This window comes from Aeromonas sp. 603757 (assembly GCF_049171255.1).
GTDB lineage: Bacteria > Pseudomonadota > Gammaproteobacteria > Enterobacterales > Aeromonadaceae > Aeromonas > Aeromonas veronii_A.
This window is the reverse complement of sequence record NZ_JAAKOE010000016.1, coordinates 1-11715: the sequence shown is the minus strand read 5'-3', so window position 1 is coordinate 11715 and position 11715 is coordinate 1. Positions and strand designations below refer to the sequence as shown.

Below are 11715 nucleotides of genomic sequence, written 5' to 3'. Positions count from 1 at the left end.
ACCCCCTGACGAGATTCACCAATGAGAATTATTGCGCTTTTCACTGCCCTGCTGGCGGTGAGTTTGCCTGTTCGTGCCATTGAGGTACTGACCACCATCAAGCCCCTTGGCTTCATCGCAGCAGCGATCACTGACGGCGTGAGTGAGCCCAAGGTATTGTTGCCGACCGGCGCCTCTCCCCACGATTTCTCCCTGCGTCCCTCCGATATTCGCAGCATCAACAGTGCTGGGCTGGTGGTGTGGGTTGGCCCCGAGCTGGAAGGGTTTATGGCCAAGCCGCTGGCCAATCATCCCCATGCTTTGGCCCTGACTCAGGTTGAGGGAATGCCGCTGTTCAACTACGCGACTCAGGATAGTCATGACTCCCATGACCATGATGATCACGATCATGCCGCCCACGAGCACGGTAACCATGATCATGATGAAGGGCATGAGGGACATCATCACGAAGGGGTCGATCCCCATATCTGGCTTGGCCCGACGCAGGCCAAGGTGATTGCCAAGGCGATCGCAAGTGAATTGGGCAAGCTGGATCCGGCCAATCAGGCTCGCTATGACGCCAACCTCGCGGCATTTGATGCCAAGGTGGATGCCAAGGACAAGGTGATTGCCGGCCAGATGAAGGCAGTGAATGAGAAGGGGTACTTTGTCTTCCACGAGGCGTATGGCTACTGGGAGCGCCATTACGGCATGAGTTCAAAAGGTCACTTTACCGTGAGCCCTGAGCGTCGCCCGGGCGCCAAGACCCTGGTGGATATCCGCAAGGCACTGGAAGAGAAGCAGGCGAGCTGCATTTATGCCGAGCCGCAATTTTCACCGGCAGTGATCGAATCGGTGGCACGCAATACTGGCGCCAAGGTGCTGTTGCTTGATGAGGTGGGTGAACAGGTGCCGCTCGGCCCGGATGGTTATCCCCAATTCATGCAACAACTGGCAGACGCATTTGCCCAATGTCGCTGATTAGCGGCTGAGTCTCTCATCCGGACGGACTATACTGACCTCCAGCATCTGACATGGAGTGTCCGGTATGAAATGGTTGTTGATCCCGGCCTGCACACTGGCGCTATGTTGCGCCAGTGTGCAGGCTTCGCGCCTTTCCGAATATATTGCCAGCCCCGATCTGCGGGCCAAACTGCAGGAGGTGTACGGTGGCCGCGCCATCCAGCGGGCCGAGGCATTCTCTCGTCTGCTCACTCCCAGAGCGGGAACCACGGATCAGCAGAAGATCGAGCTGGTGAACAACTACTTCAACAATCTCACCTACAGTGAAGACCCCAAGCTGTGGGGAGATGAGGATTACTGGGCCAATCCGCTGGAGTTCATCGGTGCCCGGGGTGGGGATTGCGAGGATTACAGCATCTCCAAGTACTACACCCTGATGGAGCTGGGGGTGGATGAGAAGAAGCTGCGGTTGGCCTACGTCAAGGCGGTGCGTTACAACCAGTTCCACATGGTGACGCTCTACTTCCCGACACCCAAGGCTGATCCACTGGTGCTCGACAACATCAACAGCCGGATCCTGCCGGGTAGCAAGCGTACCGATCTCATTCCCGTTTACAGTTTCGATGCCAAAAGCATCTGGATCATGAAGTCACGGCGGGAAGGGACGCTGGCGGGGAGTGCCGATCGGCTGGCGCAGTGGACATCGATGAAGACCCGTTTCTCCAGCGAGCAACTGCGCTCTCCTCGTCGTCAGCTATAGCTTGCCCGCCGCCTTCAACTCATCGAAATATTTCGCCGCGCCCGGATGCTGTTCAATGCTCAGCACAGGGCCGGTTTTATTGCGTGCCCGGTGAAACATATTGGCGTAGCCATAAGTTTGCTCATTGAATTTGGTTTGCTGGGTCAGCATGGCCTTGGTCAGGCGATAGACAGACTCTTCCGGCATGGTGGCATTGGTAACCAGGGTGGCGGCAATAGCAAAGGTGGGCGTCGCCTTCAGATTGCCGGGGTAGATGCGGGCAGGCACCTGACTGCGTTGGTAATATTTGACACCCTTGAGTAGCTGATCCCGGGTGGCCCCATCGATGGGGAGGAAAGTGACCGCGCAACGTTTGGCGGTGTCGAGCACAATCCGGTTAGGGTGTCCCATCACCAGTGCAAATGCATCGATCTGCTTGCTACAGAGCGCATCCGGCAGGTTGGCCATGCTCTTCAGATCGAGATCCTGTTCTTTCGCTCCCAAGATGTTGAACAGGGCCAGCGCCGTCTGGCGGGTACCCGAGTTCTTCAACCCCATATCGATGGGGGCGAGCTTGAGCTGTTCCAGTGACGTGATATCTCCATCGGCACGTATCACTATGGTGAAGGGCTCTGCATGGGTGGCAAATAGTGCGCGCAGCTCAGGTTGCGGCTGCGTGGCAAAAGGGCCCAAGCCCTTGCTTGCCTGATACAGCCAGTCTGACTGCACCATGGCGTAGGAGGACTCGCCACTCTTCAGTCGCTTCAGGTTTTCTATTGAACCCGATGAGCTCTGCAGCTTGCACGCAAGTTGCTCGTCGACCTCATGAGCCAGACGGCAAAATTCTTTGGTTATCTGGTGATAAATCCCCTGCTCACCCCCGGTGGTTATAGTGACGGTTTCAGCCATCAGGCAGGGTTGCCACAGCAGGGGCAACAGCATGGCGAGCTTCTTCATGATTGCGTCTCCTTGGCATAACCATCGATACCCCAGGTCCGCAGTTTGTCGATGTCGCGACACTCTCCCGATTCTGCCAGCAGGGTATAGCCAGCAGCATGCATGGTTTGGGAGAGCAGATTCCAGTAGAGCGGTTCATCGGTCAGCTGACAGCTGATAAAGATGGGATTGAGCGGGTCAAGTTGATTGAAGGTATCCGCATTGAGGGGAATGGCGCTGAAGGCGAGCTCACACCCCTTTTCCTGCAACGCAGCCAATGTGACTTGGCCATGGGCAGGGAATGTGGCCACATCCCAGCGCCAATCCAGTGTTTTGCCGCGGCCCTGGCTTAGCAGAGGGGCGATTTCTGACCATTGCGGATGATTGAGCAGGGAGAGGGGTAGCAAGATCCCCTCTATATGGGAGCGCTGCCATAACTCCAGGGTGCTATGGATGGTCGCGAGATCGCTGTCGGCTCCGAGGGGCTGACTGGGCAAGAAACGCTGATAGAGGGCGATTTCCCCTTGTGTGGAGACAAATTTTTGCAGTTGCCCGCCTTCCGGCAGTGGACTCACTCCTTGCAGCGGCTGTGGGGGCGTCAGTGGCAGCTGTTTTCCCAGCTGGGTGATTTTGAGTCGTTGTTGCAGCAGATCCCGTTTGCGTTCGGAAACCAATTGGTTGATGGAAAGTGCCACTTCTTTGAGGTCTTGCAACCAGGGGGTGGGCAGGGTGCTGTTGAACTGGTGTTTGCGGATACGGATCAGCTGCAGGTTGATCTGCTCCAGGGGATGCAGCAGGCGTTTGCACACCAAAGAGATGATCAGGGTAAATACGACGAGGCCCGCCAGCAGAGCCAGACCGGTGCGACTGATGGCATTCCACAGATGCTGATAGGCGTAGCCGCTATGTCCCTCAAGGGTCAGAGTGCCCAGCATGCGCCAGCCATCGGTCAACTCTTGCTCAATCTTGACAGGGGGCATGCCGATAACCGAGGGAAGCCAGCCGGGAACATTCTGCTGGGTAGAGTGGAATACCTTCTGAAACAGCACCTGACCATCCGGATCCACCAGCATGACCGAGCTGACGAAACCGCCATCGAACATGGCATTGACGATGGTTTCGGCCAGCACCTGATCATCATTGAGCAGGGTGCCTTGCAGTACCAGTCCAAGGGCTGTGATGGCGGTCTCCAGATTGGCCGACATCTGATCAAGGATTGACTGGCGGACTGTCGTGACTTCCAGTGCAAACAGCAGCGCTGCACCGATCAGGAACAGGACGACAATTATTCTGATTAACAGTTTTGCTAACGACATATCCACTCCATGGAAAAGTTATCGCAACATTTTGGGTTTCTATTCAGTATCGAATCCGACCCGGTTCTTAAAAATAGGAAAAAATGGTTAAAAAAGACGATCATTTCTGCCCATCCGGGCGGGTTATGCATAAAATGTGAGGTTCATGCAGATTGTGATGAACTATTTGTAACTATTTGTGTCCAACAAACAGTTTTATACGGTTTTGTCACAACTGACATCGCAACTCACACTCTTTAGATCTAAATACAGGATAGCGGATGAAACGTCTCCGTCCCTTGGTAGTACAGGCTGCCAATTGGGAACCACCGGTTCCCCGCAAACACTTTTACGCCATGCTGATGCTGACGGCCATGACCCTGTCAGCAGTGGCATTATTGCCAGCTCCGGGTGACATCCTCGAGCGGCCGCTGCGTCTTGAGTTGCCCATTGATACCGCCGGTACAGCAACCAACGAAAACAACACCGATTTTAACGAAATCCCCGACCACGAACTGGTTGATCAGAGTGCGGCAGAGGACGATATCCCTGTTGATACCGCACCGCAGTGGCAGGATTACCGGGTGCGTAATGGTGAGAACCTGACCGCCATTTTTAACAATCTGGGACTCTCTACCACTACTCTCTACAAGGTACTTGATGCGGACAGCAAGAACTATCTGGCCAGATTGAAACCGGGCCAGACCATAGAGCTGCTGATCGATCAGGACAACATTCTGCAACAACTCAAGATCCGCTTGAACATCAAGCAGACGCTGGTGATGGCGCGCAGTGACGATGCTTATACTGCCTCCATGATCAACGAGAAGGTCGAGTGGCAGCCGCAGCGTTACAGTGGCGTGATCAACGGCAGTTTCTATGTCAGTGCCCGCAATGCTGGCATTCCTGCCAATCATATCCAGAAGATTGCCAACCTGTTCCAGTGGCGGTTGAACTTTGCCCAGGATCTGAAAAAGGGCGATAAATTCAAGGTGTTGGTACGCCAGGAGACAGTCGAGGGCAAGAGCACCGGTAACAGCCAGCTGCTGGGTGTGGAAATGATCAGTCAGGGCAAGACGGTGTCGGCCTGGCTCTCCGATGATGGCAACTATTACGATGGTCAGGGCAACAGCCTGGAGCGTGGTTTCCGCCGTTATCCGACCCACAGTCGTTACCGGATCAGCTCAAACTTCAACCCCGCGCGCAAGCATCCTGTGACTGGTGCTATCCGTCCCCACGAGGGGACCGACTTTGCCGTTCCGGTGGGTACCCCGGTACTGGCCACGGGTGACGGTGTGGTCCAGAAGGCGACCAGCCACCCGCTGGCGGGTACCTATATCGTCATCAAGCACGGTCGAACCCTCTCTACCCGTTATCTGCACCTGAGCAAGTTGCTGGTCAAAACCGGTCAGCGGGTGAAGATGGGCGACAAGATCGGCCTCTCCGGCAATACCGGTCGCTCGACTGGTGCTCACTTGCATTACGAGCTGCGGATCAACAACCGTCCGGTTAATGCCATGACCGCCAAGCTGCCGATGGCTGAACCGCTCAGTGGCAAGGAGCGTCGCCAGTTCCTGGCCAAGGTGAAGAGCTACCGCAAGGAGCTGGCCGCCGGTTAATCGCTGTAGCCACTAGCTGAAATGAAAAAGCCCCGCCAGACTGGCGGGGCTTTTTTGCATGCGCAGTGTTGGTCAGTAACCCTTGTCGAAGTCAATCTTGCCATCCAGTGGCTGGCCATCGATAAAGCGAATGTAGTTGCGTACAAATATCTGGGCCACATCCTCTGGAAAGCTGTAGGCGCTGTTGTGGGGGGTGACGATGAGGTTGGGTTGTCCCCACAGTGGACTGTCGGCGGGCAGCGGCTCCTGCTCGAATACATCCAGCACCGCCATTGCCAGCTTGCCGGTACGCAGTGCGGTGAGCAAATCGCCCGAGTGTACAGCGCTGCCACGACCGACGTTGAACAGGATGGCGCCCGGTTTGCAGTGTTCGAAGCGGGCGGCATTGAAGAGATGACGGGTATCGCGGGTGGCAGGCAGCACGCTGACGATGACATCGGCCTGCGCCAGCATCTTGTTGAGCGCAGGCAGCTGATAAACCTGGTCAAACCCGGCACGCTCCCGACCACTGCGGCTGATGCCCAGCACCTTCATACCAAAATGTTTGCCGGTGTGGGCGATATGCTGGCCAATGCTGCCGGTACCCAGGATCAGCATGGTTTTCCCTTTGAGCCCCTGATAGGGGTGACTCTGCCAGAGTCGTTGTCTTTGTTGTTCCCGATAGAGAGGAAGTTGGCGTGTCAGACTGAGCAGATGACCAAAGACATACTCGCTCATCAGCGGGCCGAAGATGCCGCGCACGTTGGTGAGCTGATAGTTGCGACGACTGTCCGGATCGAGCAGCACGTCGACCCCGGCATAGGTGGACTGGAACCAGCTCAGCTTGTTGGCTTTGGGCAGCAGTGGCTTGGCGCGGGCTGGCTCTGCCAGCAGAATATGGGCCTCGCCGATAAGTTGTTCGGCATCGCTCGGGTTGTCGGCCCGCAGAATGCGCAGATGAGGGAGGTTGGCCGCCTTGAGCAGACGTTCGTAGTGAGCATTATCCTGGCTGAGCAAAAGAAGGGTACGTTGGCTCATACTCTTGTTCCTTATCAGAATTTGCGGCGCGACAAGATGCCGCTCTCGTCCCATCTTACCCGAGTTGCCAGCGCAACATAGCCGACCAGGGCGCTTTTTCGTTTTCGCCACGCCCCTCGTGGGCTACAATCTGCCCCACATTTTGCAAAGGATCCGACTCCAGTGTTTGGTGACAAGTTTTATAAGCGACTGGCCGAGCTACAGCCTTGGCAACAGACCGTCTACACCCTGGCGCTGGCAGAGCGCATGTACCCCAACTATGCCCTGTTCAGCCAGGCTTCCGGTTTTGGCAATGCAGATGCCTTCCGGCACGCGCTGGATCAGATGTGGAACTATCTGACCGTCAAGGGCTCACGTGTCAATCTGGGAGCCATTCTCGAAGAGTTAGAAGCCCATATCCCGGATCCCCGCAAGTTTGAATCCTACGGCGCCTATCCGGCGCTGGATGCCTGTGTGGCACTGGGCTGCGCCTACAACTCGGTGATCTGCCGGGTTGGCGAAGAGGCCAACGATGCCAGCCATGCCTCCGTTGGCACTGTGGCCGGTTTTATCGAGCTGCTGGAGGAGCGGGAGCTGACAGAAGAGGAGCTCTACGAGCACGAGTACATGGAGGCCGAGCTGGAGTTTCAGGTCGAGTTGCTCAAGCGGGTTGCCCATGAGCGCGACAGCGATCGTATCCTGGCTATCAGAGCATTCGCCTCTCAGGATGGCGTCTCCAATATCGGTATCAGCCTGGAAGAGTAATTATCTCCGGTGCCTGATAGACAAAAGCTCCCGGTCGGGAGCTTTTTTTATGTCTGTCATTCTGTGGCTGTTTAAGCTTGCTCTTCGGTCAGGGGTCTGACGCTCAGCACCGGGGCAGCGTCGATTTCGTCTGCATTCATCATGGTGGAGATGCGTTGCAGGGAGGAGAGCAGCAGGGTCTGTTCCCACGCATCCAGCGCCTGAAAACGCTGGATGAAGCGCTCTTGCAGCGGGGTCGGGGCCTGGGCCAGCAGGGCGCGGCCTGCGTCAGTCAGTGTCGCGTGAACCTTGCGCTTGTCGGTATTGCTGCGAACGCGCTGCACCAGTTGACGGCTCTCCAATCGGTCCATGATGGTAGTGGCGGTGGCCTGGCTCATGTTGGTGTGATCGGCCAGCTGACGCATGGAGATCTGTCCCAGCTCGTCGATCCCTTTTAGCAGCAATAGTTGCGGGGAAGTGAGCCCGGCTTCTTTGATCAAGCGCCTGGAGTGCATGTCGATGGCACGAATAATCTGGCGCAGGGCGACCAGTACTTCATCATGTTTTTCCATGGGGTGTGCATCATTGGAAGGCTATGGAGAGGGGCAAAATTTTCCGCCTAATTCGTCACAAGGTCAATATGGTTTTTGTTGTAATAATTTCTGCTCTAATCAATTTTGTGTTAGGTTGACGGACATTTCACGGAATTCACCCTGACATTTGAGGAGCTAAATGATGAATGACGAGCTGGATATCAAGTCTCTGGTGGCCGAGTTACGTGTGGTCAGAGTGCGCTATGAACTGCCTGATACCTCGGCTTTTGTGCGCTATCAGCCTGCCTATGATGAAGACCCCAACAACCTCAAAGTACACCACTATGATGGTGAGTTACCCCTCTCTTGCAGTGAGACAGGTACTTTCAACCTAAAGGAGTTGGTGAATGAATTGCGCTACGCCTATGTGCTGGTGCACCTCTTTCCTGACGAAAGTGCCATGAACTTCTATCTGACCGGCCTCGATACCGGCCTGGCCCAGCTGGAGTTCATCGGTGGCTCTTACGACTTCAACCGCCTTTGGATCACCAGCGGTGTCTCCAATCTGGGTGTCCCCATGGCCATCTTCCTCGGCAAGCGTCACGCCGTGAACGGCCAGCCCTCGGTTTCGCTGGTAGATCACCGCGAACAGGCGGCTGGCAAACTGGTCTATCGCGCCATCGGCGGTGCCGGTGATCATGTGGGCGAAGACTTTTTCAACAACGACTAAGGAGGCTGGATGCGAGCAAGCAAAGGGCTATTGAAAGGCCTCAACCCGACCATGGCCATGACGGCCCTCACCGTGATCACCCTGTTTTTGCTGTTTGGCGTATTTGTTCCCGATACCGCGGCCGCCTGGTTTGTCGGTGCCAAGGATCAGATTATTGCCGGGTTCAAGTGGTACTACATTCTGGTGGTCGCCCTGTTCCTGTTCTTCGCTGTCTACCTGATGTTCAGCCGTTTTGGCAGCATCCGGCTGGGTGACGACGACCAGGTACCGGAGTTCGGCTACTTCGCCTGGTTCTCCATGCTCTTTAGCGCAGGCATGGGGATCGGTCTGGTGTTCTGGAGCATCGCCGAGCCGATGAACCATCTGCAGGGCAATCCATTCATTACCGAAGGGATGACCCCGGAAGCGGCCCAGATCGCCATGCGCCTCACCTTTTTCCATTGGGGCCTGCACCCCTGGGCCATCTATGTGATCGTCGGCCTGTCACTTGCCTTTTTCAGCTACCGGCGCAAGTTGCCGCTGGCGATCCGCTCCGTGCTCTACCCCATCCTTGGCGAGCGGATTTACGGTTTTTGGGGCCATGCGGCCGATGTGCTGGCCGTGTTCGGCACCGTCTTCGGGGTGGCGACCTCCCTTGGTCTGGGGGTCTCCCAGATGAATACCGGCCTCAACCAGATGTTTGGTATGGCGGTGTCGCAGTCCAACCAGCTCTGGCTGATTGGTGGCATCAGCCTGATCGCCACCCTCTCGGCGGTCTCCGGGGTCGGGCGCGGAGTGAAGATCCTCTCCGAGCTCAATATCTGGCTGAGCGTCTTCGTACTCGCACTCTTTCTGGTGCTGGGGCCGACCACCTATATCCTCAACGCCTATGTACAGAACATCGGTGATTACCTGCAGAACATCGTCAAACTGAGCTTCTGGACCAACACCGAGGCCAACGGCACCTCGGCCTGGCAGTCGAGCTGGACGGCGTTTTACTGGGGCTGGTGGATTGCCTGGGCGCCGTTTGTCGGCATGTTTATCGCCCGTATTTCCAAGGGGCGTACCATTCGCGAGTTTGTGCTCGGTGTGCTGCTGGTACCCTCGCTGCTCGGCATGTTCTGGCTCACCGTGTTTGGCGGTACGGCGATGAATCTGGAGCTGTTTGGCGGTGGCGGCGTGGTCGCTGCGGTCAATCAGGATGTGACGCTGGCGCTCTACAAGACGGTCGAACTGCTGCACTGGGATACCTTCGGCTGGATCGCCAAGGCCGTGCTGACCCTGCTCATCTGCACCTACTTCATCACCTCCAGTGACTCGGGCACGCTGGTCATCACCACTCTGCTCTCCATCGGTGATCAGGAGCCGCCGGTACTGCACCGCGCCGTATGGGGTCTGGGGCAGGGGCTGGTTGCTGCTATCCTGCTGGTCTCTGGCGGCCTGGCAGCCTTGCAGGCGGCCAGCATCATAGCGGCGCTGCCCTTCTCGGTGATCATGCTGGCGATGTGCTATTCGCTGATGCTGGGGCTCAAGCAGGAGAGCCAGCGCCAGTTCGAGTATCGCCAGAATCTCAAGCGCCACGATGGCTCATCCCATATGAGCCTGATGGAGCGAATTGGTCCGGCATAACAGCACCAGCAGGGGTTAGCGCCCCCTTACATATAAACTTGGATGCAAAACGGCCGCCCTGGCGATGCTCTCCTTGCGGAGCTCATCATCAGGGCGGCCGTCTGTTATGGGGCCGAGGTTACTCCTCGATAAAGGTCCACTCATCCTTGATGCGGCTAATGGCATCAGTGCGCTTTTTGGCGAGCTGCTCCTTGATCTCTTCTCCCTTGTAACCGGCCGCCACTATCTCTTTCACCGGCACTGCCTGGGCGGCAGCCAGCGCTTCGGCCACATAGTCCGGCTCGGCGTAGACCCGCTCCTCGAAACCGGTGCGGCCGTGGAAGTCGGCGCGGCAGGCATCCAGCAACTGGGCAAAGCGCTCGGGGCGACGCCAGGCATCAGCCTTGTCGAACACTTTGAGCAGGGTGGCGGGCTTGAGCTCAAAGGCAATATGGATGTGGGTGTGCAGATCGCTCACCAGCAGCGCCAGATCCCGGCACTCATTGGGTACCCGGAACCGCTCGCACAGAGCGCGAATAAGCGGCAGCCCTTTCTGGCCGTGACCATGATGGCTGGGCCAGAACTCCTTGGGGGTTACTCCCTTGCCAAGGTCGTGGCAGAGGGCAGCAAAGCGGACGGTCAATTCCGGGGAGATCCGGCACGCCTGCTCCAGCACCATCAGGGTGTGGATGCCGGTGTCGATCTCCGGGTGCCACTTGGCCGGGGCGGGGACGCCAAACAGCGCATCAATCTCTGGGAACAGCGCCTTCAGGGCGCCGCACTGGCGCAGCACCTCGATAAAGATCTGCGGGGTTGGCCCCAGCAGCACTTTTTCCAGCTCCTTCCAGACTCGCTCCGGCGTGAGGTGGGCCAGCTCGCCAGCGGCCGTCATCTCGCTCATCAGGGTGAGGGTCTCCGGCGCTATGGTAAAGCCCTGAGCGTGGAAGCGGGCGGCGAAGCGGGCGACCCGCAAGATGCGCAGCGGATCTTCGGCAAAGGCGGGAGAGACGTGGCGCAGCAGCCGTTTTTCCAAATCCTTGATGCCTCCGTAGGGATCGTGGAGCTGGCCCTGATCATCCTCGGCGATGGCGTTGATGGTGAGGTCCCGGCGCAGCAGATCCTGCTCCAGGGTCACATCGGGGGCGGCGTGGCAGACAAAGCCGGTGTAACCCTGACCCTGTTTGCGTTCGGTACGGGCGAGGGCATATTCCTGCTGGGTTTTGGGGTGAAGAAACACGGGAAAGTCGCGACCGACCTGGGTAAAACCCAGCGCCAGCATCTGCTCCACGGTGGCGCCGACCACCAGATGATCCCTGTCGCCCTGCGGCAATCCCAGCAGGCGATCCCGCACTGCGCCCCCAACCAGATAAGTCTGCAAACCGTCTCTCCCGTCATCAATCGTGGGGCCGAGTATATCGTCTTTGTTACCGCTTTGCTGCCTGAGCACCACCTGCCCGCAGCGCCAGTCAGCGCGGCTTTGACTTGGGCGTGACGAGGCCTTACGCTGCCGCACCAGACACCAGACACCAGACACCAGACACCAGACACCAGACACCAGACACCAGACACCAGACACCAGACACCAGACACCAGA

Annotated in this window: 11 protein-coding genes; 6 read left to right on the top strand and 5 right to left on the bottom strand. The window is 57.3% G+C overall.

All coding sequences use genetic code 11. The annotated features are described in order from the left end of the window. Positions 1-21: 21 nt before the first annotated feature. Both znuA and G5332_RS15035 read left to right on the top strand, forming a co-directional pair. Positions 22-960, top strand: coding sequence for a zinc ABC transporter substrate-binding protein ZnuA (gene znuA, locus G5332_RS15040; RefSeq protein ID WP_323896567.1), 939 nt, complete (start codon positions 22-24; stop codon positions 958-960). Positions 961-1027: 67 nt separating this feature from the next. Beyond that, positions 1028-1702, top strand: a complete 675-nt coding sequence (locus G5332_RS15035; protein ID WP_042052461.1) for a transglutaminase-like cysteine peptidase — start codon at positions 1028-1030, stop codon at positions 1700-1702. On the opposite strand, the gene G5332_RS15030 is transcribed toward G5332_RS15035, so the two are convergent. Together G5332_RS15030 and G5332_RS15025 are read right to left on the bottom strand one after the other, a co-directional pair. Continuing rightward, complete coding sequence (locus tag G5332_RS15030) at positions 1697-2638, bottom strand: TAXI family TRAP transporter solute-binding subunit (RefSeq protein ID WP_421206171.1); 942 nt, start codon at positions 2636-2638, stop codon at positions 1697-1699. The genes G5332_RS15035 and G5332_RS15030 overlap by 6 nt on opposite strands. Continuing rightward, a complete protein-coding gene (locus G5332_RS15025; protein WP_421236111.1) occupies positions 2635-3933 on the bottom strand; it encodes a LapD/MoxY N-terminal periplasmic domain-containing protein in 1299 nt (432 codons plus the stop codon). Before G5332_RS15025 ends, G5332_RS15030 begins: the two co-directional genes overlap by 4 nt. A 260-nt stretch (positions 3934-4193) precedes the next feature. Here G5332_RS15025 and mepM point away from each other — a divergent pair, with 260 nt between their 5' ends. After that, positions 4194-5531, top strand: a complete 1338-nt coding sequence (gene mepM / locus G5332_RS15020) for a murein DD-endopeptidase MepM (protein WP_421249634.1) — start codon at positions 4194-4196, stop codon at positions 5529-5531. Positions 5532-5603: 72 nt separating this feature from the next. Here mepM and G5332_RS15015 read toward each other — a convergent pair whose 3' ends face one another. Next, positions 5604-6548 carry a D-2-hydroxyacid dehydrogenase gene (locus G5332_RS15015; RefSeq protein ID WP_266135387.1) on the bottom strand — a complete coding sequence of 315 codons (945 nt, stop codon included), beginning with the start codon at positions 6546-6548 and terminating at the stop codon, positions 5604-5606. A gap of 162 nt (positions 6549-6710) precedes the next feature. Between G5332_RS15015 and G5332_RS15010 the strand changes: the two genes are divergently transcribed. Continuing rightward, on the top strand, positions 6711-7292 hold the full coding sequence (locus G5332_RS15010; RefSeq protein ID WP_421249632.1) for a YjaG family protein: 582 nt from the start codon (positions 6711-6713) through the stop codon (positions 7290-7292). A 71-nt stretch (positions 7293-7363) separates the two neighbouring features. Here G5332_RS15010 and G5332_RS15005 read toward each other — a convergent pair whose 3' ends face one another. Next, positions 7364-7843 (bottom strand): MarR family winged helix-turn-helix transcriptional regulator, encoded by a 480-nt coding sequence (locus G5332_RS15005; protein ID WP_421311315.1) that lies wholly within the window; start codon positions 7841-7843, stop codon positions 7364-7366. A 163-nt stretch (positions 7844-8006) separates the two neighbouring features. Between G5332_RS15005 and G5332_RS15000 the strand changes: the two genes are divergently transcribed. Continuing rightward, complete coding sequence (locus G5332_RS15000) at positions 8007-8534, top strand: hypothetical protein (RefSeq protein WP_069526903.1); 528 nt, start codon at positions 8007-8009, stop codon at positions 8532-8534. Positions 8535-8543: 9 nt separating this feature from the next. Continuing rightward, positions 8544-10142: a BCCT family transporter gene (locus G5332_RS14995; protein ID WP_005335834.1), complete on the top strand. Its 1599-nt coding sequence runs from the start codon at positions 8544-8546 to the stop codon at positions 10140-10142. A gap of 118 nt (positions 10143-10260) precedes the next feature. Here G5332_RS14995 and G5332_RS14990 read toward each other — a convergent pair whose 3' ends face one another. Then, a complete protein-coding gene (locus G5332_RS14990; protein WP_279498752.1) occupies positions 10261-11499 on the bottom strand; it encodes a multifunctional CCA addition/repair protein in 1239 nt (412 codons plus the stop codon). Positions 11500-11715: the final 216 nt, after the last annotated feature.

Bases quoted from the DNA above. Each gene is read 5' to 3' on its own strand.
- G5332_RS14995 (WP_005335834.1), top strand. From the start codon at position 8,544: ATGCGAGCAAGCAAAGGGCTATTGAAAGGCCTCAACCCGACCATGGCC.
- znuA (WP_323896567.1), top strand. From the start codon at position 22: ATGAGAATTATTGCGCTTTTCACTGCCCTGCTGGCGGTGAGTTTGCCT.
- G5332_RS15000 (WP_069526903.1), top strand. From the start codon at position 8,007: ATGAATGACGAGCTGGATATCAAGTCTCTGGTGGCCGAGTTACGTGTG.
- G5332_RS15035 (WP_042052461.1), top strand. From the start codon at position 1,028: ATGAAATGGTTGTTGATCCCGGCCTGCACACTGGCGCTATGTTGCGCC.
- mepM (WP_421249634.1), top strand. From the start codon at position 4,194: ATGAAACGTCTCCGTCCCTTGGTAGTACAGGCTGCCAATTGGGAACCA.
- G5332_RS15015 (WP_266135387.1), bottom strand. From the start codon at position 6,548: ATGAGCCAACGTACCCTTCTTTTGCTCAGCCAGGATAATGCTCACTAC.
- G5332_RS15005 (WP_421311315.1), bottom strand. From the start codon at position 7,843: ATGGAAAAACATGATGAAGTACTGGTCGCCCTGCGCCAGATTATTCGT.
- G5332_RS15025 (WP_421236111.1), bottom strand. From the start codon at position 3,933: ATGTCGTTAGCAAAACTGTTAATCAGAATAATTGTCGTCCTGTTCCTG.
- G5332_RS15030 (WP_421206171.1), bottom strand. From the start codon at position 2,638: ATGAAGAAGCTCGCCATGCTGTTGCCCCTGCTGTGGCAACCCTGCCTG.